The sequence below is a fragment of the Hymenobacter sp. 102 genome (assembly GCF_049949205.1).
In the GTDB taxonomy this organism is placed as follows: Bacteria; Bacteroidota; Bacteroidia; order Cytophagales; family Hymenobacteraceae; genus Hymenobacter.
This window is the reverse complement of sequence record NZ_CP188172.1, coordinates 5,086,209-5,112,494: the sequence shown is the minus strand read 5'-3', so window position 1 is coordinate 5,112,494 and position 26,286 is coordinate 5,086,209. Positions and strand designations below refer to the sequence as shown.

Annotated in this window: 29 protein-coding genes; 8 read left to right on the top strand and 21 right to left on the bottom strand. The window is 64.2% G+C overall.

The window, feature by feature from the left end; genetic code table 11:
* Positions 1-34 precede the first annotated feature (34 nt).
* From ACN19L_RS22350 to ACN19L_RS22325, 6 genes are read left to right on the top strand one after another with little or no spacing between them, the layout of a single operon-like run.
* Positions 35-646 (top strand): hypothetical protein, encoded by a 612-nt coding sequence (locus ACN19L_RS22350; RefSeq protein WP_426491508.1) that lies wholly within the window; start codon positions 35-37, stop codon positions 644-646.
* A gap of 43 nt (positions 647-689) precedes the next feature.
* Positions 690-2,912 carry a heavy metal translocating P-type ATPase gene (locus tag ACN19L_RS22345; RefSeq protein ID WP_426491507.1) on the top strand — a complete coding sequence of 741 codons (2,223 nt, stop codon included), beginning with the start codon at positions 690-692 and terminating at the stop codon, positions 2,910-2,912.
* A complete protein-coding gene (locus ACN19L_RS22340) occupies positions 2,909-3,805 on the top strand; it encodes a cation diffusion facilitator family transporter (RefSeq protein ID WP_426491506.1) in 897 nt (298 codons plus the stop codon). Before ACN19L_RS22345 ends, ACN19L_RS22340 begins: the two co-directional genes overlap by 4 nt.
* A gap of 56 nt (positions 3,806-3,861) precedes the next feature.
* On the top strand, positions 3,862-4,761 hold the full coding sequence (locus ACN19L_RS22335) for a cation diffusion facilitator family transporter (protein ID WP_196956747.1): 900 nt from the start codon (positions 3,862-3,864) through the stop codon (positions 4,759-4,761).
* 56 nt (positions 4,762-4,817) lie between these two features.
* Positions 4,818-6,230 (top strand): dihydrolipoyl dehydrogenase, encoded by a 1,413-nt coding sequence (lpdA, locus tag ACN19L_RS22330; protein WP_426491505.1) that lies wholly within the window; start codon positions 4,818-4,820, stop codon positions 6,228-6,230.
* 5 nt (positions 6,231-6,235) lie between these two features.
* A complete protein-coding gene (locus tag ACN19L_RS22325) occupies positions 6,236-6,823 on the top strand; it encodes a ZIP family metal transporter (protein WP_426491504.1) in 588 nt (195 codons plus the stop codon).
* On the opposite strand, the gene ACN19L_RS22320 is transcribed toward ACN19L_RS22325, so the two are convergent.
* From ACN19L_RS22320 to ACN19L_RS22260, 13 genes are all read right to left on the bottom strand, one after another.
* The gene (locus tag ACN19L_RS22320) at positions 6,824-7,705 is read right to left on the bottom strand and encodes an IS3 family transposase (RefSeq protein ID WP_426491298.1); all 882 of its coding nucleotides are present in this window, start codon (positions 7,703-7,705) and stop codon (positions 6,824-6,826) included.
* Positions 7,702-8,004, bottom strand: a complete 303-nt coding sequence (locus tag ACN19L_RS22315) for a transposase (RefSeq protein ID WP_223831499.1) — start codon at positions 8,002-8,004, stop codon at positions 7,702-7,704. The genes ACN19L_RS22320 and ACN19L_RS22315 overlap by 4 nt, the downstream gene beginning before the upstream one ends.
* 52 nt (positions 8,005-8,056) lie before the next feature.
* Positions 8,057-8,317, bottom strand: a complete 261-nt coding sequence (locus ACN19L_RS22310) for a hypothetical protein (protein WP_190786117.1) — start codon at positions 8,315-8,317, stop codon at positions 8,057-8,059.
* Positions 8,318-8,421: 104 nt separating this feature from the next.
* Entirely contained in the window at positions 8,422-8,670 is a 249-nt protein-coding gene (locus tag ACN19L_RS22305; RefSeq protein WP_190786116.1) for a GDCCVxC domain-containing (seleno)protein, read from the bottom strand.
* Between the two features lie 10 nt (positions 8,671-8,680).
* Positions 8,681-9,310 (bottom strand): mercuric transport protein MerTP, encoded by a 630-nt coding sequence (gene merTP / locus ACN19L_RS22300; protein WP_190786115.1) that lies wholly within the window; start codon positions 9,308-9,310, stop codon positions 8,681-8,683.
* Positions 9,307-9,684: an ArsR/SmtB family transcription factor gene (locus tag ACN19L_RS22295; RefSeq protein ID WP_190786114.1), complete on the bottom strand. Its 378-nt coding sequence runs from the start codon at positions 9,682-9,684 to the stop codon at positions 9,307-9,309. The genes merTP and ACN19L_RS22295 overlap by 4 nt, the downstream gene beginning before the upstream one ends.
* A 242-nt stretch (positions 9,685-9,926) precedes the next feature.
* On the bottom strand, positions 9,927-10,124 hold the full coding sequence (locus ACN19L_RS22290) for a hypothetical protein (protein ID WP_190786113.1): 198 nt from the start codon (positions 10,122-10,124) through the stop codon (positions 9,927-9,929).
* Between the two features lie 39 nt (positions 10,125-10,163).
* Positions 10,164-10,475: a hypothetical protein gene (locus ACN19L_RS22285; protein WP_426491503.1), complete on the bottom strand. Its 312-nt coding sequence runs from the start codon at positions 10,473-10,475 to the stop codon at positions 10,164-10,166.
* 38 nt (positions 10,476-10,513) lie between these two features.
* Positions 10,514-11,854 (bottom strand): Fic/DOC family protein, encoded by a 1,341-nt coding sequence (locus ACN19L_RS22280; protein WP_426491502.1) that lies wholly within the window; start codon positions 11,852-11,854, stop codon positions 10,514-10,516.
* A gap of 91 nt (positions 11,855-11,945) precedes the next feature.
* Entirely contained in the window at positions 11,946-12,203 is a 258-nt protein-coding gene (locus tag ACN19L_RS22275) for a hypothetical protein (protein ID WP_247977150.1), read from the bottom strand.
* A gap of 76 nt (positions 12,204-12,279) precedes the next feature.
* Positions 12,280-14,418 carry a TraM recognition domain-containing protein gene (locus tag ACN19L_RS22270; protein ID WP_426491501.1) on the bottom strand — a complete coding sequence of 713 codons (2,139 nt, stop codon included), beginning with the start codon at positions 14,416-14,418 and terminating at the stop codon, positions 12,280-12,282.
* A 39-nt stretch (positions 14,419-14,457) separates the two neighbouring features.
* On the bottom strand, positions 14,458-15,483 hold the full coding sequence (locus tag ACN19L_RS22265) for a DUF5712 family protein (protein ID WP_426491500.1): 1,026 nt from the start codon (positions 15,481-15,483) through the stop codon (positions 14,458-14,460).
* Between the two features lie 4 nt (positions 15,484-15,487).
* Positions 15,488-15,976, bottom strand: coding sequence for a hypothetical protein (locus tag ACN19L_RS22260; protein WP_247977153.1), 489 nt, complete (start codon positions 15,974-15,976; stop codon positions 15,488-15,490).
* 682 nt (positions 15,977-16,658) lie between these two features.
* Here ACN19L_RS22260 and ACN19L_RS22255 point away from each other — a divergent pair.
* Complete coding sequence (locus ACN19L_RS22255; protein WP_165822274.1) at positions 16,659-17,387, top strand: ParA family protein; 729 nt, start codon at positions 16,659-16,661, stop codon at positions 17,385-17,387.
* Positions 17,387-17,869, top strand: a complete 483-nt coding sequence (locus ACN19L_RS22250) for a hypothetical protein (protein WP_190786164.1) — start codon at positions 17,387-17,389, stop codon at positions 17,867-17,869. The genes ACN19L_RS22255 and ACN19L_RS22250 overlap by 1 nt, the downstream gene beginning before the upstream one ends.
* Before the next feature lie 32 nt (positions 17,870-17,901).
* Here the strand turns inward: ACN19L_RS22250 and ACN19L_RS22245 are convergent, their stop codons facing one another.
* The 8 genes from ACN19L_RS22245 to ACN19L_RS22210 form a co-directional block, all read right to left on the bottom strand.
* Positions 17,902-19,371: a Fic family protein gene (locus tag ACN19L_RS22245; RefSeq protein ID WP_111480583.1), complete on the bottom strand. Its 1,470-nt coding sequence runs from the start codon at positions 19,369-19,371 to the stop codon at positions 17,902-17,904.
* Positions 19,372-19,553: 182 nt separating this feature from the next.
* Positions 19,554-20,279 (bottom strand): DUF6088 family protein, encoded by a 726-nt coding sequence (locus tag ACN19L_RS22240; protein WP_111480584.1) that lies wholly within the window; start codon positions 20,277-20,279, stop codon positions 19,554-19,556.
* Positions 20,280-20,352: 73 nt separating this feature from the next.
* Positions 20,353-20,646, bottom strand: coding sequence for a hypothetical protein (locus tag ACN19L_RS22235; RefSeq protein WP_190786163.1), 294 nt, complete (start codon positions 20,644-20,646; stop codon positions 20,353-20,355).
* 116 nt (positions 20,647-20,762) lie between these two features.
* On the bottom strand, positions 20,763-22,058 hold the full coding sequence (locus ACN19L_RS22230; RefSeq protein ID WP_190786162.1) for an ArdC family protein: 1,296 nt from the start codon (positions 22,056-22,058) through the stop codon (positions 20,763-20,765).
* Between the two features lie 237 nt (positions 22,059-22,295).
* On the bottom strand, positions 22,296-22,511 hold the full coding sequence (locus ACN19L_RS22225) for a hypothetical protein (protein ID WP_111480587.1): 216 nt from the start codon (positions 22,509-22,511) through the stop codon (positions 22,296-22,298).
* Between the two features lie 414 nt (positions 22,512-22,925).
* Complete coding sequence (locus ACN19L_RS22220) at positions 22,926-25,205, bottom strand: toprim domain-containing protein (protein WP_426491499.1); 2,280 nt, start codon at positions 25,203-25,205, stop codon at positions 22,926-22,928.
* A 100-nt stretch (positions 25,206-25,305) separates the two neighbouring features.
* Positions 25,306-25,701 carry a hypothetical protein gene (locus tag ACN19L_RS22215; RefSeq protein ID WP_426491498.1) on the bottom strand — a complete coding sequence of 132 codons (396 nt, stop codon included), beginning with the start codon at positions 25,699-25,701 and terminating at the stop codon, positions 25,306-25,308.
* A 45-nt stretch (positions 25,702-25,746) separates the two neighbouring features.
* A complete protein-coding gene (locus tag ACN19L_RS22210) occupies positions 25,747-26,163 on the bottom strand; it encodes a hypothetical protein (RefSeq protein WP_190786159.1) in 417 nt (138 codons plus the stop codon).
* Positions 26,164-26,286: the final 123 nt, after the last annotated feature.

The following is a 26,286-nucleotide window of genomic DNA, read 5'->3' as shown; positions in this document are numbered from 1 at the left end:
TTCCCGAATCTCCCCCCGTTGCGTACCGCTGCTCATGTTCAACCTGCTCACCGGATGCTTTCTGCTCAGCCTGCTGCACGCCGCCATTCCCAACCACTGGGCCCCGGTGCTGGCCGTGGCGCGGGCCGAGCGGTGGACGCTGCGCCGGGCGGTGGGGGTAACGGTAGCGGCCGGGCTGGCGCACGTGCTCAGCACGTTGCTGCTGGGCGTGGCCCTGGGGCTGCTGGGGTGGAAGCTGTCGGTTCGCTTCGAGCAGTTTGCTGGCTGGGTAGCCCCGCTGCTGCTCATCGGCCTCGGCGTGCTCTACGCCTTCTCCGGACCGGGGCATACCCATCCCGACCCGGCACCGGTGGCCATCCGGTCCCGTCGCCGGGCGGTCCTGGGCCTGGCGGCCACCATGTTTTTGGCCCCGTGCCTGGAAATCCAAACCTTTTTTCTGGCCGCCGGGTCGCACGGCACCCCGGCGCTGGCCCTGGTCATGGCCACGTACCTGCTCGTGTCGGTGGGGGCCATGACCGCCTTGGTGGCCGCCGCGTACAGCGGCATCCGCCGCCTGAACCTCAGCGGGTTGGCCCGCCACGAGCGCCGCGTTACCGGCGCGGTGCTCGTGCTGGTGGGCCTGGCCGGTTTTTTCGTGCACTGGTAGCGCAGGCGCCCGTGCTTTCCCTCATCCGTAACTCTGCCTTTTCATGCCCGACCCCTCATCCCAGAACACCAACGAGGAGCTGAACACCGCCAAGCAGGTGGACCTCGACAACGTGGGCGCGCTCAACCGCGACCAGCTTACCCCGGCGGCGGCCGCCAACCCCCAAGGCCACGACGTCCCCGGGCACGACCACGCCCCGGCGGCCGATACGACGCGCGACGCGCACGCCGGCCACGACCACGACCACGGCGACGGGGACCACGACCACGGCCCGGCGGTAGCCAATCCTTACCTGTGGCCCGGCGTGAGCTTGGTGCTGCTGCTCTCGGGCATTGCCCTGGACTATTTCGACGTGGGTTTCTTCCGCGGCTACGTGCGCCTGCTGTGGTTCGGCGTTTCCTACCTGCTGGTGGGCTGGAAAGTCATCCGTTCGGCCGTGCTCAGCATTCCTTCCGGCAATATCTTCAACGAGTTCCTGCTCATGAGCATCGCCACCATCGGCGCCTTTGCCATCGGCGAGTACCCGGAAGGCGTGGCCGTGATGCTGTTCTACACCGTGGGCGAGCTGTTCCAAGATGCGGCCGTGAACCGGGCCAAGCGCAGCATCCGGGCCCTGCTCGAAATTCAGGCCACTGAGGTCACCGTGGTGCGCAACGGGCAAACCGTAGTGCTCGACCCCAAAGCAGTCGTAGTGGGTGACACCATCGAGGTAAAACCGGGCGAGAAGGTGGCGCTGGACGGCACGTTGGCCCAGGGCCCGGCCTCCTTCAACACGGCGGCGCTGACGGGCGAATCGGTGCCCCAGACCAAGCAAACCGGCGAGCCGGTGCTGGCCGGCATGGTCAACCTGGAAAACCTGATCCAGGTGGCGGTGACAGCCACCTACCAGGACACCAAGCTGGCCAAAATTCTGGCCATGGTGCAGGACGCGGTGGGGCGAAAGGCCAAAACCCAGCAGTTCATCACCAAGTTTGCCAAGGTCTATACTCCTATCGTGGTGGCGCTGGCCGTGCTGCTGGTGGCGGTGCCCTACGTGGTGGTGGACGACTACGTGTTTCGCACCTGGCTCTACCGGGCGCTGGTGTTCCTGGTCATTTCCTGCCCCTGCGCGCTGGTCATCAGCATCCCGCTGGGCTACTTCGGCGGTATTGGCGCGGCCTCCAAGGCCGGCATCCTGTTCAAGGGCTCCAATTTCCTGGATTTGATGCGCGAGCTCGACACGGTGGTCATGGACAAGACTGGCACGCTCACCCAGGGCATCTTCGCCGTGCAGCAGGTGCAGCCCGCCGCGGGTTTCGATGCCCCGCAGCTGCTGCGCCTGGTCGGCGCGCTGGAAACCAAATCTACCCACCCCATTGCCAAGGCCGTCGTGCTGCACGCAGACGCAGCCGCGCAGGGCGTTTCGGTGGATAATGTGGAAGAAATCAGCGGCCACGGCCTGCGCGGCAAAGTAGACGGCCGTGACGTGCTGGCCGGCAACACCAAGCTGCTCACCAAGTTCAACGTGGCCTACCCCGCCGAAGTTGACCAGGTGTTCGACAGCATTGTGGTGGCGGCAGTGGACGGAAAGTACGCCGGTTACCTGACCGTGGCCGACTCGCCCAAGGAGGACGCGGCCCGCACCGTGCAGGAGCTGCGCGCCGACGGCATCACCAAAATCGTGATGCTTTCGGGCGACAAGGACAGCATCACTCAGCGCGTGGCCAAGGAGCTGGGCCTCGACGAGGCCTATGGTGGGCTGCTGCCCGAGGACAAGGTGCGCCACGTGCAGCAGTACAAGGATGCGGGCCGCAAGCTGGCCTTCGTGGGCGATGGGGTAAACGATGCCCCGGTAGTAGCCCTGGCCGACGTAGGCATTGCCATGGGCGGCCTGGGCTCGGACGCCACCATCGAAACCGCCGACGTTGTTATTCAAACCGACCACCCCAGCAAGATTGCCACCGCCCGCCGCATTGCCCGCGCCACCCACCGGGTGGTATGGCAGAACATCTGGCTGGCCTTTATCGTGAAGGGCATCGTGCTGGCCCTGGGCGCCGGGGGCCTGGCCACCATGTGGGAGGCCGTGTTTGCTGACGTGGGAGTCGCCCTGCTCGCCATCCTCAACGCGGTGCGCATCCAGCGCATGGACTATTCCACGCCCGGCACGGGCAGCACGCCGCCAGCCGTCCCCAATGTACCACCGACCAAAGCGCCTTTATCGGTTGTTGAGTCCATGCCCCGCGAGTTGCGCGAAGGCCCCCACCACCACAACGTTCAATCAGCATGAGTGGCGCTCACGGCATGAGCGGCAGCGCCGCCTCGCGCAACAAGCGCGCCCTGACCATCGTCTTCTTCACGACGCTGGCCTACCTAGTGGCCGAAGTGGTGGGCGGCTGGTGGACCGGCAGCCTGGCCCTGCTGGCCGACGCGGGCCACATGCTCACCGACGTGGCCGGGGTGGGCCTGGCCCTGCTGGCCATCCGCTTCGGCGAGAAGCCGGCCACGCCCGCGCGCACCTACGGCTACTACCGGTTTGAGATTCTGGCCGCCCTCACCAACGCGGTGGTGTTGATTCTGATTTCGATTTACATCCTTTACGAGGCCTATTTTCGCTTCCTGAACCCGCCCAAGGTGGAGAGCAACACCATGATGTGGGTGGCCGGCGTGGGCATGCTCGTCAACCTCTACGGCGTGTACCTGCTGCGCAAAAGCTCGGGCGAGAGCCTGAACATGAAGGGCGCCTATTTCGAGGTCTTGTCTGACCTTCTCACATCGGTGGGCGTGCTCATTGCCGGGGCTATCATGCTCACCACGAAGTGGTACTACGCCGACCCGCTGCTCTCGGCCGGCATTGGGCTGTTCATCCTGCCCCGCACCTGGGCCCTGCTCAAGGAGTCGGTGAACGTGCTGCTGGAGGGCACCCCAGCCGACGTGAACCTGGAAGCCATGCGCCAGGGGCTGCTGCAGGTGCCCGGCGTGGCGGCCGTGCACGACCTGCACGCCTGGGTGCTCACCTCGGGCGTCAACGCGCTGAGCCTCCACGTGGTGCTGACCGACGAAGCCCGCCACGAGGACGTGCTCACCCGCACCCACGACTACCTCACGACCAAGCACCCCATTCAGCACGCCACCATCCAGGTGGAACGCGGCGACTTCGCCCAGCACGAAACGCACCTGTAAGCGCACGACACGCAACCCCCGCAAATTGCTAAGGCTTGATACTCTTACCATCGTTCATGGAGTCAGTTAACTCCCCTACGAATCGCCAGCGGGCCGAGCGTGGCCAGGCCTCTACCCTGTGGGGCATCGGGGCCAACGTGGCCTTGGTGCTGGGCAAGGGCACGGCCGGGGTGCTGGGCAACTCCTACGCCCTGATTGCCGATGCCATTGAGTCGGCCACCGACATCGTCAGTTCTGGCATTGTGTGGCTGGGGCTGCGCACCGCCGCCCGGGAACCGGACGATAATCACCCATACGGCCACGGCAAGGCCGAACCGCTGGCGGCCATGCTGGTGGCGGGGGCGCTGCTGGCGGCTGCGGCCTACATCGCCTACGAGAGCATCCTGCGTATCCAGACGCCCCACCAGCTGCCCGCCCGTTTCACGCTGGCGGTGCTGGCTGTCATTATTGCCATCAAGGAAACGCTCTACCGCCGGGTGCTGCGCGTGGGCCAGGAAGTGGAAAGCGCGGCGGTGAAAGCCGATGCCTGGCACCACCGCGCCGACGCCATTACTTCGGCTACGGCGTTTGTGGGCATCGGCATTGCCCTGCTGGGGGGCCCCGGCTACGAAAGTGCCGACGACTGGGCAGCGCTCGTGGCCTGCGCCTTTATCGTGTACAACGCGTACCACATTTTCCGGCCGGCCTTCGGCGAAATCATGGACGAGGCCCCGGCGGGCACCTGGGTAGCGGATGTGCGCGCCCTGGCCGAAGCCGTGCCCGGCGTGGTAGCCACCGAGAAATGCTTTGTGCGCAAGATGGGCCTGGAATTTTTTGTCGACCTGCACGTGCTGGTCGATGGAGGCATTAGCGTGCGCGAGGGCCATGCCATTGCCGGCGCCGTGAAAGCGGCCATCAAGCGCGCCCGGCCGGCGGTGTACAACGTGCTGGTGCACGTCGAGCCCAACCTCGCATAGCCTGGCCTTTTACTATCCTGCCTCACCTCACCCTTTCATTTTCTTCTCCGTCTTTCATGAATAAATACGATGTTATCATTATCGGCTCCGGCCCCGGCGGCTACATCGCCGCCGTGCGCTGCGGGCAGCTGGGCCTGAAAACGGCCATCATCGAAAAGTACCCCACCCTGGGCGGCACCTGCCTCAACGTGGGCTGCATCCCCAGCAAGGCCGTACTTGAATCCACCGAGCTCTACCAAAAAGCCACCCACCAGTTTGCCGAGCACGGCATCGCGGCCGACAACCTGCGCGCCGACCTGCCCCGCATGATGGACCGCAAAGACCAGGTGGTGAAAAAGGTGTGCGACGGGGTGGTGTTCCTGATGAAGAAAAACAAGGTGGACGTTCTCCACGGCGTGGCTTCTTTCGTGGATGCCACCACCGTGCGGGTGCAGCCCGGCGACGGGGGCAGTGGGGAAGAGCAGCAGCTGACGGCCAAAAACATCATCATCGCCACCGGCTCCAAGCCCAGCACCCTGCCCTTCATCACCCTGGACAAGGAGCGCGTCATCACCAGCACCGAGGCGCTGGCCCTCCGCGAGCGGCCCAAGCACCTCATTATTGTGGGCGGCGGCGTCATCGGCCTGGAGCTGGGCTCGGTGTACGCCCGTCTGGGCAGCAAGGTGTCGGTGGTGGAATACACCGACGCCATCATCCCGACCATGGACCGTACCCTGGGCAAGGAGCTGCTGCGCTCGCTCAAGAAGCAGGGCCTGGAGTTCTACCTCTCCCACAAAGTGACGGCCGTGGAGCGCACCGGCGACGCGGTCAAGCTCACTGCCCAGGGCGGGCCGTCGGCCGAGCTGCAGCTGGAGGGCGACTACTGCCTGGTGTCGGTGGGCCGCCGGCCCTATACCGATGGGCTGAACCTGGCCGCGGCCGGCGTGGAGCTCGACGAAAAGGGGCGGGTGAAGGTGAACGAGGACCTGCAAACCACCGCGCCGGGCATCTGGGCCCTGGGCGACGTGGTGCGCGGGGCCATGCTGGCCCACAAGGCCTCCGACGAGGGCGTGTACGTGGCCGAGCTCATTGCCGGCAAGCACCCGGAAGTCAATTACCTGCTCATTCCCAATGTGGTATACACCTGGCCCGAAGTAGCGGGCGTGGGCTACACCGAAGAGCAACTCAAAGAGCAGGGCAAGGCCTACAAGGTGGGCTCCTTTCCCTACTCCGCCTCCGGCCGGGCCCTGGCCGGCGCCGACACCGAAGGGCTGGTAAAGGTGCTCACCGACGCGCAAACCGACGAGATTCTGGGCGTGCACATGATTGGCGCGCGCATTGCCGACATCATCGCCGAAGCCGTGGGCATCATGCACTTCCGCGGTGCGGCCGAAGACGTGGGCCTGATGTCGCACGCCCACCCTACCTACGCCGAAGCCTTCAAGGAAGCTTGCCTGAACGCGGCCGGCATCGGGGCGCTGAACATGTAATGAGTATGCTACCAGCCCTATTACTAGCCGTTACGCCGGACGTAACCCCCTCTTGGACGCAAGTGCTGCTGTATTCCCTGGTGCCCGCTGCCATCATGGTGGTGGGAGCCGTAATAGCCGTGCTACGCCCGCCGGGCGCCGCCATTCGCAGCGCCATTCTGCACTTCGCGGCCGGCGTGGTGTTTTCCGTGGTGGCCGTCGAGCTGCTGCCCGATATCGTGGCCCGGCACCGGCCCCTGGAAGTAGGACTGGGCTTTGCCTTCGGCGTAGGGGTCATGCTGGCCCTGCGCTCGCTGACCCGCAAGGCCGCGGACAAGGAGAAGGCCAACCCGATTCCCTACTTCGCCCCGGACGTTATGTGGACGTCGGAATCCGAGAAAGCTGCCGACCAGCGCCGGGCTCCCCTGCCCATGGGCCTGCTCACGGGCGTGGCCATTGACATTCTCATCGACGGACTGCTGCTGGGCATCGGCTTCGCGGCGGGTGCCGAGGAAGGGATGCTGCTGGCCATTGCCCTTACCATCGAGGTGCTGTCGCTGGGCCTGGCCACGGCCGTCGAGCTGCAGCAGGAAGGCCAGACTGAGGTGGTCTAGCTAAGCTGGACAGAGTTGGGACGTTGTTTGAAGGTGGAGTTCGAAATGGTTGGGAGCTTGGTAGCCGAGGGCGGAATGGCGTCGTTCGGCGTTGTAGTAGGCGATGTGGTGGCTGATTTCGAGCTTGGCTTCGGCCAGGCCGGGGAAACTGCCGCCGTCGAGCAGTTCGGCTTTGAAGCGGCTCCAAAAGGACTCGGCGTGGGCGTTATCGTAGCAATTGCCGCGCCGGCTCATGCTTTGCACGGCCCCGTGGCGGGCCAGTAAGTCCTTGAAGCGGGTGGCCGTGTACTGGCTGCCCTGGTCGGAGTGCACGACCAGCCCGGCCGGGGGGCGGCGCACGACCAGGGCGCGACGGAGCGCCTCGCTGACTAGGTCCTCCGGCATGGTGTCGCGTACGTCCCAGCCCACGATTTTGCGCGAGCAGCGGTCGAGCCAGACGGCCAGGTAGAGCCAGCCGCCGCCCTGGCGGGGCAGGTAGGTGATGTCGCCCACCCAGACCCGGTTCGGGGCGGTGGGGGCCGGCTGGCCGAGCAAGCGGTTAGGCGCCGCGCGCACGGCCGGGTCCGAGTCGGTGGTGCGGGGCACAAACGAGCGCGGCTGCTGGGCCCACAAGCCGTGCGCCTTTAGCACGCGGCGGATGCGCCAGCGGCCCACCGCGTGGCCTTGCGCCTGTACCTCCGCCCGCAGCCGGCGGGTGCCGTAGCGTTGGTTGTGGTGCGCAAATACCTCGCGCACGGCCAGTTGCCAGGCCGGCTCGACCACCGGCTGCTGCCGGCGGCGCTGCCACGCATAGTAGGCGGCCGGGGCCACGCGCAGCACCTGGCAAAGCTGGCGCACGGGTACGTGGGCCCGGCGTTGGGCGATGTGCTGGTAGGTGCTCACCGGGTCGGCTGGCCGAAGATGACCAAGGCTTTTTTTAAAATGTCGAGCTCCTGCTCGGCCCGTTTCAGTCGGGCCCGCAGGGCGCGCACTTCCGGGTCGCGCGCCACTTCCTCACTGCCCACTTCGGCCACGAGCTGCGCCTGCTGCCAGCGGTAGAGCAGCTTGGGGCTGATGCCCAACTGCCGCGCCGCCGCTTGGGTGCTGCGGCTCTCGCTGGCCAGGCGCAGGGCCTCGGTCTTAAACGCCTCGTCGTATTTACGCCGTTTGTCGGGCGACGCCCCGTTCTTTTTGGCTGTCATCACAGAAGAAATATACGTCCTTCTTCTGTCCGTCTTGCCTAGACCACCTCAGTTACAACTGGTCTGAAAAAATGTTGGTCCAGTCTTCCAAGAACTCAACCACGTTCTCGTATACCAATACCTCACCTGTTTTCTCAATTTGCTGGTATCCGATACGGGCCACATTGTTTAAGTCTTCAGCGCCTACAATTACCTGAAGCTTGGAACTGTTAGGCACAGTTCTTATCGCCAGATAGCGCATTTTGGTGCGTGGAAGTTCTGTGTAGTGCTTAGGTGCGCCTCTTGAGGTACCGTATACAATTAAGTCAGCCATGTTGGGTAAAGTTGGACAAAAGTAGCAAGCTCTATTAGCAAGCAGCAAAGCAATAGCTTTACATGAATAAGGGAGATAAAAGGGGAAAAGTCAACGAGAAGTAACTAGCAGCAGCCGCAGGCGCCCTTGCCCTGCTCCTGAATAGGCGGGCAGGGTACGGTGCCGTACGAGCAGTACACGCAGCAGTCGCCGGCCAGGGGCTTGAGCACCGTGTGGCAGCTGGTGCACTCGTAAAACCACTGGCAGGCATCGGTCGGCATCTGCTCGGCCTGCGCGTGCTGGCAGACTGGGCAGGTAAGCACCGAGGTCAGCGTTACTGGCGGGGTGGGGGTATCTGGTGTGAGGGAAATCATAGCAGGGCAATTAGCGGGTAGCAGAAGGGTTCAGCACCGAGTAGCCGGTGCCGTTGATGGCGGCCTCTACCTGGGCCACGGGCGTGACGGCGGCATTGAAACGGACCTGGGCCGTGCCCTGCTCGTAGGACACCTGCACGCTTTGCACCCCCGGCAGCTGCTGCACGTCGTGCTCGACGTGGCGGGCGCAGGCCTCGCAGGTCATGCCGCCGATGCGGTAGGAGCTGGTTTGCAGCACCGGGGCCGCGCTGGTGGCTACCACGGGCTGGGGAGCCGCCGACGGGTAGAACCGCGCTCCGTAGTAGGGAAAGGCCAGCAGCAGCGCGGCCAGCACGGTGACCGTGGCCAGAAAGCCCCGCGACTGCATCAGCGAGGGCTTGGCCGGCACGGGGCAGCCGCAGTCGTCGGCTGCCGCGGGCGCGGGTCGCAGTTGCTGATACCAGGCGAACCCCAGCACGCCCACGGTCAGGGCTACCAGATAGGGACGCAACGGTTCCAGCCAGGCAAACGTGCTGGCCACGCCCCCCAGCCCGCCGACAATGGCCAGCAAGGGGGTGATGCAGCACAGGGAAGCGGCCAGGGCGGCCAGCAGGCCCGTGCCGGCCAGGGACTTGGTTGGGGTAGCGGGCGTGGTATTCATCGGGCGGGCGTGAGGAAAGCAGAGGTGGATGCCGGGGTCAGCAGCGGCTGCAGTACGGACAAATGCGCCGCCGACAGCGAGTAAAATACCGTTTGTCCGACTTTGCGGGCCTGTATTACCCCGCCGTCCTTGAGCTTGCGCAGGTGCTGGGAGATGGCCGACACGTTCATCTGCAGCACATCGGCCAGGTCGCACACGCACAGCTGCTGCTTGTCCAGTAGCAGAAACAGCATTTTCAGGCGCACCTCGTTGCCAGCCAGTGCCAACACGGCCGCCAGTGACTGCAGCTCCGGCTCGGCGGCGGCCAAGCGGTGCCTGCTCTGTTCAATGTGGGCCGTATCAGCGAAAACCCGGATGCAAGAGGAAGAAGACATACCTTAAATTTTTTCAAAGGTAATGTTTTCTTATTTAAGCAAACGCTAAAATACACTTCCACCACCAGGCCCTCAATGAGTACTTGCCTGTCCCTGTATTGACCGGTTCAGGTCATTGAAATATTGACCAAATAGGAACCGGGACAATAACCCACCATGTACCGGGACTCTGCTGGAGATGGGATTAACACTACCCGATTACCATCCGAAAAAGCAAGGGTGTTAAGGGTGTAGTGGGACTGCTAATTAGGCGTTTCAAGTAGCATCCAGGTACGGCGAGTACCACAGGCAGTGCACGCCATCAACAGCTCCGTGGCGTGCGCATAGCGCTCCAGCACCTCCTCGTGGGCGTGTAGCGTTTCCTGCCGGCAGGTGGCACAGGGCAGCAACTCCGTCGCCTCCAGCTGTTCCTGCAGGAACTCTAATTCATCGTCCTTCATCGGTGGCAAGGTAGCAATTAGCAGTAGTCAGTTGAAGCCTCACTCATTCTTCACCTGGTTTTCCCGGGCGGCTAAGGCCGCTTTGGCCTGGGTTACGTTGAAAAGGTACTGCCGGGCCAGCGCGGGATTTTCGCGGTGGGCCCAGGCCCTGGCCCGACGCGCTTCCTCAATTGGCCCTTCGGGCAGGCGCAGGGGCACTGGCGCGGGCCAGTGGCAAGCGCCCTGACGAAAGAATTCTTCGATTGCTGCCAGCAGCGTGAGCGTACGCTCCGCGTTCCGGGGCCACTGGTCCAGCAATTGCTCCAGCTCCCAGCTGGCCGCTTCGTACTCGGCTTCTATGTATAAATTCATGGGTCTGGTTTAAAGTTACGTGCGCAGATGCCGGGTGCTTACCGTTCTACGCCTTCCTTCTCCTGGGCCGGCTTCGATGGCGCGAGGTTGCGCTGCGCTTCCTGCAAGCTGCGCCCAGCCCCCCGCAGGGCGGCGGCATCGTCGGCCAATGCCGGTATCTTCTCAGCCCTGGACAAGGCCTCCGTGACTGCCTGCAGGTTGGCGCCGCCCAGGTAAGCAGATTTCTCCACGGCTTTTGCTGCCCGCGATAAGGAATCCGCCGGGCCCGGGTAGCCCTGCTCCTTTAAACCTTCGACCAGCTGCTTAGCCGCCTGCACAAACGCAGTTGTTGCGGAAGGGTGGGACTGGGGAGGCGTTACTGCCGGCACTACATCCACGGCTCGTGCTTGTGCGGGTGGTTGCAAAACGGCCAGTGCGGCCCCAAACCGGGCGGCCTCTTGCTGAGAAACAGGGTCCTGGAAGCGTTTGTCCTGCACCACCTCCTGCACCAGCTGTCTGAGGCCCGCACCATGCTTTGGCAGGCCCTGCTGAGGGTTGCGGTCGATGTCGAGTACTTGCGCAAGCAGCGCGTCCGCTCGTTGCGTGCGCCGGTAGTCCACACCGGCTACCAATTGCTGCATGGCCGGGGCTGCCGCAACCAGGTCTCGTAGCTGCTCTATCTGCCGCACGGTGGGCGTGGGTCCATCCGTCAGGGGACGCGCCTGGCTGGGGTGCCGGGCTGCTTCGGCTGCTGCTCCGGGCAGGGCCGTGGTGTTGCGGGCAAATAAGTCCCGCAGGGCCTGCAGGTCCCGCTTTTTGTGCGGCGCGCCGTGCAGGCTCACGATGCCCTGGTCGCGGGCGGGATTTAGCTTTTCGTGCTCCCGTCCAAAGTCCATCCGGTAACCGGCCTGCTGGGCCAGCTCGCTGAACGCGGCCTGCAGGGTGCGACCGTTGCCTTCCCGGAAAGCGTGCACGTGGTTGTAGTGGTCGAAGTAGTAGGCCGCCCGCTCGGCAAAGGCTTCGGGCGTAGGCAGGCCCTTGAGGTTATTCTCAAGCTTGAGCTGCTCGCCCAGCGCGTTCAGGCGCTCGTCAATGCGCTCGTAAGGCGCGAAGTGCATGGGCCGCTCGATACCGGGCAGGTCAGCGGCTTTGACGCCCTGGAAACTGCCTTCGCGGCGGGTCTGGCCGGCCCACTCAAATGCGTCCTGAAACAGGTACCGGTGGGTAGCCCGCAGCCGCGCGGCGTCGAAGCGCTCACACTGCGGGCCGCGGCCCGCCGCCAGTTCCGTGAGCCGGCGCAGGGACAGGCGCTTGGTTTCCCGGTCCAGCTCCTCGGCATCGGTAAGGCCGAGCTGGTTGTAGAAAACGCCGGTTTCGGGGTTGGTGAAGCGGTCGGTCATGGGCCTAGCGTACCCGGCGGTTCGTAACCAAAAAACGCGGGAGCAAAACAGCGCGGCGCGGGTAGCCAGGCTGGGGTGTCACGAAAGCGAACTACTTGGCTCCCGCCGCAGCTGTCTGCTGGCTGGCAATGAGCTGGGCGCGGTACTCGTCGTGGCGGGCCCCCACGTAATCCAGGTCGACCAGGCCCTCCACGTACTGTTCGTGCAGCTTGGCCTGCCAGTCCGGCACTTCGTACGGGCCCTGGCTGCGGGTGATGCCCACTGACTGACTGATGATGAACTGCCGCTGCTCGCGGGTTTGCTCGCGGGGGCCAAACTGGGGGGTAGGATAAGCAGGCGTTTCCATCATGCAAACTACGTAAAAGGGATAAACGACGGGCATTTATAAAACACCATTCCAGCGGCTAAGGTGCCCCAAACACCCTTTATAGCATGGGTTCATTGTCCGGCATCTGGCCGGGCTTGAGGGTGTTGGCGTACTGCCCGACAATGCTGGCCACATCCTCCCGAATCAGCTCAAAGTTGGCTTGAATAACCGCCTGTAGCGCACTGACCGGCTCCGCGGGGGACTGACTCCCCGCCTGCCGGGCTGCCCGTCGCTGGCTCAGCCAATCCGGGTCCTGCCCCTCCCCTGCCGGTGCCTCGGCCAGCTTTGGGGCCGGCCCACCCTCAAAGGTGGCCAGCGGGTGCAGCGGGTACGTGCCGGGCGCCGCCTGGCGCTCCACCTTGCCCTGGAAAAAGGGCTGCTCGGTTTCTACGGTCTGGCCGATGAACTCGCCGGTTTCGAGGGTAATGGTATCCTGCAGGCGCACCAGGTTGCGCTCCTGCCAGCTCACGCTCTGGTTGATGCTGCTGCCGGCGCCGCGGCTGCCGCCGCTCTGGCTGCGGCCCAAACTGGCCGACACCATCTCCCGGTCCTCTTTGCCCACCAGCTCCGAGACGAACTTGGCCGTTTCCAGGGAGTTGACCTTGCCGAAAAACTGGTTGTTGAGGTTGCTCACCATCACCTGCATTTTCTCCCGGCCGTAGGCGTCAATCATCTGGCTCAAATCCTGGGTCATGTAAATCATGGCCACCTTGTTGCTGCGGGCCGTGGCCGGTATCACCTCCAGGTTGGGCACGTAGATGGTGGCGGCCTCGTCGAGAAACACGTAGCTCGGGTGCTTGTGCTGCTGGTTCATCAGCTTCAAGGCCACGGCCACGATGCAGCTGATAACCGGTGAGAAGGTTTCCTTCAGCGTGGGGTCGTTGCCCACTACTAAGACCTTGGGCGCTTGCTTATCATTCAAATCCAGGCTGAACCCCTCCCCTCTCGCCTCGTCGGGCGTCAGCACCCAGGCGATTTCCGGCGAGTTGATGCGCGTGAGCACAATCTGCAGCGAGGCGATGACGCCAGCCACCTGCTTCTCGGCCCGCTGCTTCACAGCCGTCGTGATACTTCGCACCATGTCGCCGCACTCGGGGTCGGTGTCGAGCATGCTCAGCACGTGGGTGAAGTCCGGGTGCAAGGCCGTGTTTACCACGTGGGGCAGGGTGCAAAACGTGGGGAAGTTCTTCTTGTAAAACCAGATGATGGCCGTCAGAAAGGCGTTGGCGCTGGTGTCGAAGAAGTCCATCTTTTTAATGCTCTCCGGGTTCAGGTTGGCCATGATGGCGCGGGCGTACTCGTTGGCGTAGGCTACTACCGGCATCTTGTCGGCCCGCAGCGGGTTCACCCGCTCGCTGCGTTCCAGGTCTTTAAAGTTGATGATGTGCAGCTGCACATGAGCTGGCTCCTCCCCCGCCGCCCGGGCTTTGGCATCAGCCAGCACAAAGGCCTTCTGCGCGGCTTCGGCCAGCACCGGAAACTTAAAGTCATAGATAAGGCCCGCAAACCCCTTCTCAGTGAACTGCTCAATCAGGGGCTCGCCAATCGAATACGACTTGCCCGCTCCCGCCCCGCCCAGCACCAGCGTGCCCCGAAACGGGTTGGGAATGTTAATCCAGCCCCCGTCCGTCGTGGCCAGACTAAACCCGTACTCGGTGAGCTGCTGCCGGCGCTCGGTGCGCAGCCCGAACCGCTCGGTCTTGTGCAGGGCCCGCGCAATGCCGGCTGCCAGGCCCGCGCCCAACGCCAGCAGGGCCGCGGTGGGGTATAGCCAGGCTACCATACCGGCTGAAAACGTGGCCATGGCCAGCAGCAGCGCCCCGGTGAGTAGGCCCACCCCGGCGGCGCCCAGCTGAACGCGCCGCAGCTGCAGCTGCGTGGGCTGCCAGCGCCGCTGCCCGGGCCGCGCGGGTGGGGCTTTGAGCAGCACGGCCAGCAGGCCCCCTGCTACCAGAATCCCCGCGCGAATGAGTAAGCCAAAGCGCTGGTAAAACGTGGCCGTGCCCAGCAGCAGGCGGGTGGTAACGGAAGCCCCCAAGCCTGCATTCGGGGCAGCAGGGGTTCCGGTCCCGGCCAGGAAGGAGGGGTGAGAAAGTAGGTAATACTCACCGCCGGCCAGCAACGCCAGCAGGAATCCCAGGGCGATGTACAGGCCAGTCAGGCGGTGGCTGCTCGGCTGCCGGGGGGCACTCATCATGCTCATAGTCGGGTTGTTTTAAGCGTGCAGTACTTGGAATTACAATTCGGCCTCCCACTGCCCGCGCCGGCGCTGCTCCCCAATGTCCTGGGTGGCGACGTGCTCCGGCCCGCTGGTAGCTCGCAGGGTCTGCTGCAGGCTGTGCAGGGCCTGGCGTACCCGGTGCCCGGTATTGGGTCGGGCGGGTTCCTCGCGGCCCGTGGCCAGCAAGTGATAGGCATTGTCGAGGGGCCGCCCCTGCCGGGCACGGTCTTCCACCCGTCGCAGCCGGTCGTAGAAAATGCGGTCATAGCCCCGCCCCTGCGCAATGCGCTGCACCCGCTCGGCATCCAGGCGCTGGCTGGGCGCGGCCTGCCGGTTCAGCTGCCCGACCCGTTCGGCAATCCGCGCGTTGCGCTTGGGGTTCGGTGCTGCTATGGCGGGGGCGTCCTTTCGTTTAGGCGCAGGGCCCTGGTACTGAAACTGCCGCTCAAATACGAGCCGGGCCTCCTCCTGCCAGTCGCGCAAACTGAACCGGCTCACGCGCCCGCCGGGGTTGAGCGTGACGCGCTGGCTTCGGTCCCGGGCCGATACGACCACGTGGATGTGGGCCTGCAAGCCGGGCCGAGGCTGCCCGGCCTGGGCCTCCCCTTCTTTCACGGCCGCGTCGGTGCCCCGGTGGGTGCGCTCCTGGTGAATGATGGCGCCCCACACCAGCTCATCCTTCCCCACAGCCCCTCCGTCTTTGAGGCGAAACCCCGCTGCATAGGCGGCCATTACCTCCCGGGTAAACGTGCGCAGCTTCTCTTCCTCGCCGCCCCCGACGTGGGCCAGCTCCTCCGGACTGGGGCTCAGCACCAGGGAGTAGAACTTGGCCTCATTGGCCCGCAGCCCTTTCACGTTGTTGTCCAGGGCTGCCAGCACGGAATCCCGGTCCAGCGCGTCTAGCTGCCCGTCAAAAAAGCGAGCCTCCAGGCCATTCTTTCGGGCCTCTTGGGTCAGGTAATTCAGGGTCTGCGCGGCGCTGCCCTGGTTATTATAGGCCTTTTTGCCGTGCACATTTGGGTTAATCAGCTTGGCGTGCATCGCGTCAGTTACCGTTTTTGTGCGGTTTATTCAGCGCCTTTATATCAAGAGCTGCCAGCCCGGCCGCCGTCGCTTCGGCAATACGCTCCTGATTTTTCTGCTGAATTTTGTGCAGTACCTCCCCCCCTTCTGGAGCTAATAAATTCTCTACCACCCGTAGCGTCTGCTGCTGCACGGCCTGCTGCTGAAGCTGAAAGCGCAGCATTTCTAGCAGTACGCCCCGCTCCTGCTCCTGCAGGTATGAAAACACCCGGTCGCCCAAACGCTTCACCTCAGTCATGATAAGCTGGCCTTCCCGGGCCTGGGCTTCCACCGGGTTCAGGCTCCGCTCGGCGAAGTAGCGGATGGCCGCGTCGGCGTACTCCGTGCGGGTCAGCCCCAGCCGGGCGGCCTCCGCGCCCACCAGCCGGTGCGCCGGTCCGCTAACCGTGAGGTGCTTGACAGCTGAAGCATTAGTGGGCTGAGGGCCTATTTTCTGTTTCTGATCCGGCATAGGGCGGGTTTTAACTCTTACTTATTCTATATCAAGATGTTACTGGCTTGGGTTAAGCAATATCAACGCTGTTGATATCCAACTACCATTTAGCCAGCGCGTTAGCGCGGGTAAATGGTAGTCTTCTTGCTAACTACCCTATTAGGGGCATGTTGAGCGCGTGCCCGGTGAGCCGTAAGTGATACCAGGCCTGGCTTTTCCCATCCCCGGTAAGCTGCCTGGGCAAATCGTAATCGGAAAAGTGTTTTTGAATGTGGTTTTGCTTCCCTTATGAAAGACTGCTGACCAGCAAAACGCATCTCCATGCGTTCAGAAGGCAATTCAATGGGAGTGTGAACCATTTTTTATTTCCTGAGAAACAAGTAAAACAGGAAGGTTAAAAACCTAGCATCCTCCCGACAGTACGCCCCGTATGACGCTTTGTTTCTTAGTATTTTAAGAAATAAGTTTCTTGAGAGCTTTTGTTAAATGTTTACTGAGAAAATTGTAAATGATATTTCTCAGAAAATCAGAAACAAGTAATCTTGAAAACAAAATGACTTGTTTACAAGTAAGTTTGAAAGCTTATTTTCTAGGAAATAAAAAAACAAGTTTCCGAGTAGCTTTGAAAATTGAGAAACAAGCTGCTTTATTTGCAAGCTGCTTGCGCCCGTCGTGGCTTTACCCGTTAGTTCCCTGCTTTATGAAAATCATCTGCGTTGCCAACCAGAAGGGCGGCATTGGTAAGAGTACCCTCATCACCGTGCTGGCCGGTGCCCTCTCGGCCGACTATGGCTACCGCGTGCTCGTGGTCGATGCCGACTCCCAGCAAACCCTGGCCGGGGTGCGCCTCACCAACGACCAGCCCAGCGTGGACCTGGAGCGCGAAGCCGGCACGCTCGCCGAGCCGGCCTTTCCCTACGCGCTGGAATCGGTCGGTATGGGCCAAGTGTACGACCGGCTCGACGAAGTTAGCGACGACTACGACGTGGTGTTCATTGACGTGCCCGGCCGCTCGGACGATACGGCCATGATTGACGTGCTCAGCGGCGCCAACGTGGTGCTCGTGCCCGTGGGGGCCTCCGATGCCGAGCGCCTGGCCACGATTTCCTTTATGCAGCTGCTGCAGGAGATTTCCCGGCTTTCGCGGGAGCAGGGGCTGGACTTCCAGTTCTTCGGCGTGCACTCGCACCGCACCAACCTGAAAGAGGAAAAGGACATGGACGAGTTCACCGACGCGCTGGGCCTGCCGCGCCTGCAGGCTTCGCTGCGCCAGCTCGGCTGCTACAAGCGTCTCTCGACCCGCTACAGCTACCTCAACCCGGCCTACCGGCGGGCGGTGGGGGCCGATGCCTCCGTGGAAGCCGAAGTGCGCGCCCTGTGCGATGAGCTGATTGCCCGCGCCCAACTCACCTCTGAACTCATATCGTAATGGCCAAGATTCAACGCCTGAAAATCTCCACGGACGAAAAGATGTCCATGCTGCGCGGGCAGCCCGGCCACATGCCGGCCGCCCCAACTGCGCCTGAGCCCGCGGCCGCCGCCCCGGTGCCCGTAGCGGCCCCGGAACCAGCAACGGTAGTTGCTCCGCCAGTAGCAGCCGCTCCAGAAGCTGCTGCAGCACCGGTGTTAGCGCCTGCGCCACCCGCCAGACCGCAGCCGGCCGCGGTAGCCGCTGCGCCCAAGAAGGGGAGGGGCCGGCCCCCGAAAGTGCAAGCCCCCGCTCCCGTAGAAGGCAGTTCCTCGGGGCTGCAGCCATCTCTGATTCGCTTGGAAGGAGAAACCCAGCGGGCGGCCCTGGCTTACATCCACGAGGAGCTGATGCACCACAGCCGGCGGGTGTACCTGAAAGAGCTGGTCGACGAGGCGGTCAACTATTACTTGCAGCACGGCCCGCCCGCCAAAGGCAGGTAGGGGAGGGGGGGAGCGCACCGGCAAGCGGCCCGCTACCAGCGCAGCTGCGAGTTCACTTCAGTAAAGGCGTCCTGGGCTTCGAGTTGCTGCTTTACCTCTTCGTAGGTGCCTACCCGCAGGGCGGCCACAAACTGCTGGGCACCGCTTAGCATGCGGATGTACAGGCTCGGGTCCGATTGCCGGCTCAGGCGGCGCAGCGCATCCAGGTAGGCTTCCCGGGCCCGGGTGGTGACGATAATCCGGCACTGGCCGGCGCTGACCAGCTCGGCGTTCATCATCAGGCGGGCCAGGCGGCCGTTGCCGTCGTCGAAGGGGTGCACCTCGCTGATTAAAAACATCATGAACATGGCCCGGGCCAGCGGGTCCGTCAGGCCCTGGCACAGGGCAAAGCCTTCGTGCAGAGTGCCGCGCACCAGCTCGGGCTCCACGAAGTTGGTCAGGCCGGCCTGGTTGGCGTATTCTTTCCACTGGCCGGGCCGCTTGTCGGGCCGCGCCCGCATCAGCTGGCCGTGGCGCCGCTGCAGCAGGGCCAGCAGCTCTTCCGCCGAGCGGGGCACGACGCGCATCTCGGCCGGGTTGCTGCAGAGTTGATACGTGCTCAGCACATCGTGCGAATCAGCGTGCCGTCCGCCCACCGCCTGGCCCGTTTCCACCATCCGGTGCGCCTCGTCGACCTGGAAGACCGTGCCCTCGATGAAATTGGAGAAGTATGCCTCGAAGAACGCCACCGTGTAATACGCCGGGGCCACGGGGGCCGGGTCCACGCGCTCCGGCAGGGCCGTGGTGCGCAGCGCCCCCGCGAGCGTGGTAAACAAGGCCACCCGGCCGGCATCAAAGGGCAGTCCCAGGGCCCGGGCCCGCGCCACCGGCGAGGAAAGCACCTTAATCGAGTGGGTGGTGAGCAGCGCGCCCACAATGCGCTGCAGCGCGGCCAGCTCATCGGGCCAGTTCAGGGCCGTGGCCACGTCGCGGGCCTGGTCGCGCAGGGCATTTAGGCCCGCTTCCCCCCGCACGCGCAGCACCATCTCCAGCCGCTCTTCCACGGTCTCGATGGGCAGGGCCTTGCTGACGCCCCCCTTGCGGACGCGGGCCGGCTGCAGGTTTTCCAGCAGCCCCCGGGCCTCCGATGCGAAAAGGATGTCGCCCCCCCCAAAGGGAGCATCGCCGGGCTGGGGCCCGGGCCCTTCGAGCAGGTGCACCGTCAGGCCGGGCAACTCAACGTTGCGCGTGTATTTGTACGTCAGAAACAAGTGCCCATCGCCCGTGGGCTGGCCTTCGAGCTGGGAGCGGTGGCTGATAATGGCCCCTGGGAAAAGATGCTGGATAATGGGCAGCCAGTTCTTGCGCACTAACACGGCCGGGGGCGTTGTCAAATCCGGCGAGTAGATACGCGGCGCTACTTCGCGTAGCTCCTCCCGCTGGCGCGCCTGCCGAATCCGGCGGTTTAGCGCCGGGTCGGACGTGCCAAACACCAGCAACGGCCACTGTACATTTTTTTCCATTAAGAGGCCGCTGCAGGCTGATGGCGTTAATTATTTACTGTTAAAGCGACAATTTCGGCTTTTATTTTCGATTAACGGCAGTTTGGCACGGTAAAATAGCATAGGCGTATTCAATTCTTAAGCCTGTTTGCAGGCACCGGCATGCGTCGGCCCCTTCTATGCCCTTGAGTGCCGGCCAGGATTTATCGGATGTTCCATGCGGCGCAGTTGGGCAGGGCGGCGGCGCTGAGGCCGAGCCGGTAAGTGGTCAGGGGGTTGAGCGTGGCCCGCAGCCGGGCGGCGCCTTTTTGGTCAGCCTGTTGCTCCAGCACGGCCCCCAGCACGGCGCGGGCACGGGGCGGGGCTTGGCCAAGGGCCAGTTCCACGAGGCGGCTGCGCCGGGCAGGGGAGAGGCCTTTGATAAAGCGCTGCACCCGGGAGAGCACCTCGTCGGGCCGGGCGTCAGGAATGCGGCGCAGGTCGCGCAGCACCTCCAGCCACTGCAGCAGCGGCACATCGCTGGCCTGCTCCGGGGCCGGGCGCACCACGAACCCCATGCGCGGGGACCTGGTGCGGCGCGGCTTGGGAGTGGTAACCTGGAGCTGAGCGGGCACCTGGGTGGTTAGGCCCAGTTGGTTGTAGAGCGCGACGCCGGTGGGATAGGCTGCCACTTTGCCTGCTGGGGCCGTCAGCGTGCGCATCACGGCGCCCTCAGAAGGCTTTAGCGTGCCAAAGCGTCCCGTTTGCGGCCGGTAGTACTGCCCTTTGGCGTAGCGGGCCAGCAGTCCTTCCCGGCTCAGCCGGCTCAGGGCCGCGGCGACGGCACCGAACTGCGCCGGCTCTGTCACCAGGTCGGCATAGGTCAGCAGCTCGCCCGGCGGGTAAGCCAGCACCTGCTGGCGGACGCGCTGCATAATGGACTCGGACATGGGTAACGCGGGAAGTGGCGGGGCAGAAGTACGAAACGATGTCAAGTTTTTACATGTAAAAACTTGACATCGTTTAACCGACCGGTGTTCCTTTCGAGGGTGGCTGAGTGGCCCCTTGCACTTCGGCCAGCACCACGGCGATAATGTCGTGCACGGGCTCGTCGAGCAGGTCGGCCACGCGCAGCAGCTCGGCAATGGTGAGGGTAGAGGGGTCAGCCTCGCGCTGCTTAATGGTGCGGTAGGTCATGCGCAGGTGCTCCATCAGCTCGCGCTCGGTGAAGGTGAAGCGGCCGTGGCGCAGCAAGTCGGTAAAGCGGCGCGGCGCCCTGGTGGCGTCATCGGGGGACAGTGGGGGAGGGGAAGGCATAGGCAGCAAGAGAGTAAAGCAGTAAGTCGGGGGCTGCGGGACGATACCCCACCGCCCCCGGCCCCGCCCGGAACCGGACGAGGCGACAAGGTCAAGGTCAAGGTCAAGGTCAAGCGCTACTCCGGCACCTGCTCGAAGGCAGCGAAGTGCGGGTTCTGCTTCGCCTCCTCGGCCAAGGTGCGTTCCTCCCACTCCGTTATCTGCCGCATGATGTTGGTCAACCAGCGGCCCAGGCGGGCGGGGTCGGTTTCGGCCAGAATCCGGCCCGTGGCCGTGCGGCGCTGCTCCTCGGTAAAAGCGGGATGTTCCAGCAGGCGGGTCAGCTCAATGCGCTGCGTGGCAACGACGACCGTGGTCAGCGAAGGCAGGGTTTCCTGCCCCAATACCACCGGCGGCAGCGTGGGCAGCGCCGGGCGGGGCGACAAGGCGCCAGCCTCCACCCGGGGCGCTGGCTGCGCTTCCTCGCTGGCCACGACCTCCGCCGCGGCGGCGGGAGGCGTGCGCATGGGGTCGGGCTCGGTTTCGTCGGGGGTTGCGTTGCCGAGAATCAGCTCGGCGGCCCGCTGGGCGCGGCTGGCGGCCTGCACCACCAGCTTCTTATCCCCGCGCAGCTGCTCCAGCCAAAACTGCAGGTAAGCCGCGGTATTTTCCAGCGTCGCGCTGGGGTCCAGCCCCGCGTGACCACACAGAAAGGCGGCACCCATCTCGGCCGTTAGCTCCTCGCGGGCGTAGCTAGCGCGGCCGCTCGGGCGCAGGGCTTCGGCCAGGTCGGGGCGGTCCAGGCGGCTGGGGTGGCCGGTGGCGTGGGTCAGCTCGTGAAACAGGGTCGAATAGTAGGCTTCGCCGCTAACGAAGGTTTCCGGACGGGGTACGCTCACGAAGTCGGGACCGGGGGCGTAGTAGGCCTGGGCGCCGCCGTGCTCGATGCGGGGGCAGCCGGCCCAGTTGGCGACCAGGGCTTCAGCGGCGGCCAGGGGCTCGTGGGCGCGGTCCCGGGGCTGCTCGGGCAGGACGATGTCCACGCCTTCCACGTCATCGATGGAAAAGACGGTGTAGTACTTGATAAAGGGCGTTTTCTCTTCCTCACCGGTTTGCTTGTCGGTGCGGGTCGTGACGTTGTAGTAAATCACGGGCATGCCTTTGGCGCCCTTGCGGATGTTGCCGCCCAGCTCCCGGGCCTGCCGGAAGGTGAGAAAGAACGGCGTGCCGCCCACCAGGTGCAGCAGAAAGGCGTTGATGCCGGTATAGGCCCGCCCGCTGACGTAATTGCGGGGCAGCCCGTAGGCGGCATGCCAGGGCTTGCGCCAGGCAATCTGACCGGATTCGAGAGCGGCAATGACGCGGTCCGTCACAATCTGGTACACGTCGGGGCGGGTAGTTTTTTCGGCGGTGGGGCGGGCTTGCTTTTTCATCGCTAAGTAAGGTCTAAGTGACTGTTTCTAAAACCGTTTCCTTACTTATTAAACGCAAAACAAGGGCTTATTGTTGCTTTTATGACAACAATTTTCCATTTATTTGCAGTCGCCAAACCATTTTTTCCCCACTGCCCCTGTCCCTGGATTTAGGCTGCTGTTCCGCTGTTAGAATGAAAAACAGAAGTGCCCGACAGGAACGGGCTGTCGGGCACTTCTGCTTGTTGGAGACCCGACTTATTCGGACCTACCGAGTTCCTGCTTCAGGCATTTGAGCAGGCTCTCCCGGGAGGCTTCGCCAATCTGTAACTGGCCTACCCCATCGTAGAGGTAGAAAAACACGGGGTCGGCTTTGCTGACTGCCAGCAGCCAGGATTCATCGGGCAGGTGGGGCGGCAGCTGCAGCAAGGGCGTGTACGTGTCGCGAATGAGTTCTAAAAGTATCCCCTTCATGTCGGGGCAAAACCCAGAAAAATGCCGGTGGCCGGTAAATAGCATAGCGGGGTAATGGCGTGGAAAAGAATGCAACGAGGGTTCCGGGACGGCCGCAAAAGCGGCGTCCGGGAAATGACAGCCCGACCCGTCGGCTACAGGCAAGCCGCGGGCAACCGCAGCAACTGCGGGGGGTGTTTACCAGAAGGTTGGATTAGCCTCGATGCGGACCCACGAACAGGGCCGGGCGCTCGGAAATCGGCAGCAGGTGAAGGGCAGCCGGGGCCAGGGTCCGGCCTGCCTGCAGCAGACCGAATGGCGCTTGAAAAGAAGAATAACCTGTTTTCGCCAGCATGGTAGGCAGCTTGCTAATGCTGCAAAACTAAAAAACCAGGGCATATTCCAAGGGGATTCGCTCGGCAAGCCCAACAGTCCCTACCGCTCCGGGCCGGCCGTGCGTTCGGCCAGGCCATTGGTATTTATGCCGCTAGGCGCCAGACGGTGGCGCTCGGCCCGGTCGCCGGAATGTTCGTGCAGCTGTACGCCGGGCTGGCGGGCCACGTCGTCGAGGGCCGCACTGGCCCGGGCCAGGTTGGGCTGGTCGAGCCGGTAGCTGACTTCAATCTCGCTGTGGCGCTGGTGCGTGGTCGGGTCGGTGGCCGAGCGCAGCGAGCCGGTGTTCAGGCCGCCTTCGCGCAGCTGCTCGGCCACAGCTTCGGCCCGGCCGGGTGCGCCGGCTCGGGGCTCGGGCTCGTCAATGCGGACGATGGCTGTTTTGGTAACTGACTGCCCCGGGGGCAGGGCGGCCAGCTGGCGGCGCTCGGCCTGCTCGGCGGCATCTTCCCGCAGCGTCACCAGCGGGGACTTGTCGAGTGCATCCAGCGTCTGGCTGAGCTGACGCAGGCCGCCGGGGGTGGCATGGGGCTGGTAGCGCACGTCGAGCTCGCTGCGCAGCTGGCCACTGGTGGGGTCTGCTTCCGCCCGCAGCTCCACCTGCGCGCCGGCCTTGCGCAGCAGCTCGCGCATCTGCTGGGCCTGGCTGGGGGTAGCCTCGTCCGCCGGGGTAGGTTCAGTCACCGTAAGCTGGACCGCGCGCTGCAACGCCGGGTCGCCGCCGGCCGCGGCTACGGCCATCGTTGCGACCTGGCGCTGCTGCTCAGCCTCGCGGCGCTGGGCTTCCGGGGAGCTGGCCTCCTGCTCCCGCCCGGCTTCGCGCTGCTGCGCCTGCTGGCGCTGCTCCTGTTGCTGCCGGGCGCGTTCCTGGCGCTGCTGCTCCTTGGCCAGCTCGTCGGCGCGGGCCTGTTGGGCGGCCTGCTCGCGGTTGAGGCCTTGGCTGAGCAGCTCCAGGTCGCGGTTGAAATCCTTGCTGATGGCGTACTCGGTGCGAATGAAGTTCTCGGGCTGGCGGCCGGGCTCGTGGGGCAGCCGCTCCAGCTGCCCGCGCTGCGTTTCCCGCTGGGCGTGGAGTGTGCGGGCCAGCTCTTCGAGGGCGTGGCTGTCGGCATTGGGAACCACCAGCCGCACCACAGTCTGCTGCCGGGTGGCCCGCTGCACCTCCAGCGCCACGGCTTCATCCGCCGAAGGCCGCAATTGCTGCACCTGGGCGGTGAGTTGGGTCAGGTGTTCGGTGCCCTCGGCGCGGGTGGCGTGGTGAAACTCCACGCGCAGGGCCGTGTGGTACTTGCCGGCGGCCGTGGCGTGCCACTCTACCGGGCGGGGCGCCTCGTCATAAGCGACCTGACCGTCGGCTACTTCGCGGGCCCGCCGCGGGGCCTGCAGCTCGTTGAGGTAATTGATGTTGAAGCGCCGGCCGGCGGCGTCATTGTCGTTGGCCAGCACCACTTCCTTGGGCTCCTGCTTGTCGATAAGCTTTTGAATCAGCTCCACCTGCCGCTCGGTGACGGTGCCGCTGGTAGCCACGTAGAGCGTGTTGGGCTGCCCTTCGGCGCCGCGGTGGTGCAGCTGGTGGTAGCTCATGGCATCCACGGGGCTCTCCGACACGACCAGGCGCTGCACCGGGGTATCCTTGCCTTCGGTGGGGTGCGACACCCACACCCCGGTCTTGGGCAGCTGCAGCAGGTGCTTGTAGTCGTCGTTGCGCTGCTCCACGGTGGCAATGCCGTGCTCGTTGTACAGGGGAAAGGCTGTGTTACGGAAGTTTCCCTGCTGGCTGGTGAATACCCGTCCCTGAAAAGCCGGGCTGTCAATGGTTTCATCCGAGAGGTGGCGGTGGTGCAGGTAGCTGCGGTCCGTCAGGGCAGCATGGGTGCCAATCACGGCGGCGACGAGCCGGGCCCGGCGTTCGGCCTCGGTTTCCACCTCCGCCGGCTCGCTGGGCCTAGGCGCGTAGGCCGTAGAGGGGGGCAGTGGGGGAGAGGTGGCCGCCTGCATTCCCTGCTCCGGCTCGCCCAGGTACTGGCGCAGGGTCTGGCGCACCTGGCCTAGCGTCTGATTTTCGCGGGTTTTTACGAAGTCGATGATGGAGCCCGAATCCCGGTCGTCGCCGGGGTTCAGGTACACCTGGTGGTCGCCTTTGCGGGAAACGATGAGCATCTCGCCGTCCTTTTCGAGCTGGTGCCAGTGGCCACGGGGGCCGGCTTTTTTCACGTCGTAGCCGTGGCGCCGGGTGGCGTAGTCTACCAGGTCAATGGATTGCTTGAAGCGGTTGAGCTCCTGGGGGTCGTTTTCGCGCGGAGTAGGAGAGGCTGCGGGCATAAGAGTGATAGGAAAGGGTACAGAAACGGGTACAGACCAGCCGCACCGCCGGCATCCGGGGTGGGGAGTACATCCTGAAGGCAGTAGGGAAGAAGAGGCGCTAGCTCACCAGCTGCTCGTGGGCGGCCAGCTGCTCGCGCAGGGTAGCCAGCAGCGCGGCGTCGGAAAAGAGATAGTGCTCGCAGAGCTGGCCACCTACCGGCAGGCGCACCAGCTCCGTGTCGAAGCCAAACACGCGCAGGTGTTTCTGCACCAGGCGGTATTCCTCGCGCTGCAGGCTGCCCGTTTTCAGGCCCACGCTGGTGGTGTAGGGAAAGCCAAAGGCATTGCAGGTGGCGCGCAGGCCCCCGTGGGGCAGGCTGCGCAGGCGCAGCTGCACGTAGCGCCGGGCCTCGTCATAGGGAATGGCCAGGGCCGGGTCAGGCAGCAAGCGGGCCAGGGAGGCCGCCACAGGCGCGGGTTTCGCCTTGGGGCGGGAAGCAACGGTAGCAGGCATAGCAAAAAGGCAACGTGGGAGCGAAAAGGCTCCGGGGCCTTTCCGCTAGTTAGGAGGTGAAAGTGGGGACGCCGGGGCGTCGAATGGTGGGTTGTCGAACAGGTTGAGCTCGGCCTTAAACCGGGTCAGGCTCTCGGGCGAGGTGAACAGGAAAAAGTGGCGGCGCGACTGGTGCACGATGATGCGCAGCAGCTCGGTGGGGAACTGGAAGTGGGCCATCAGGCGCTGCAGCAGCACGGCCTGGGTTTCCTCCTCCAGCTTCTTGATTTCAATCAGCCGGGCGTAGTTGAACTTGTGCTGCTGGGCCCAGGGCTTGAGCTGCCCGTGCAGCAGCGTGTTGAGGCGGTGGCGGATATAGCGCAGAACAGTGGCATAGGAAACAATAAGCGCGGGGTCGGGAAACCCCGCGTTGACCGGCTCGATGGGGGGGGCAGCCGGGGGAGTGGGTACAGAGGTGGTCATGCAGCAGCAATAAGGGGCGTGCAAGGTAACAAACCAGCCGGCCGCGTGCACTACCCGATTGCTGTCGGTACATGGCTACGCCGGGCTTACCATCTAGTGACCCCAAAGCTTCGGCATAGCTGC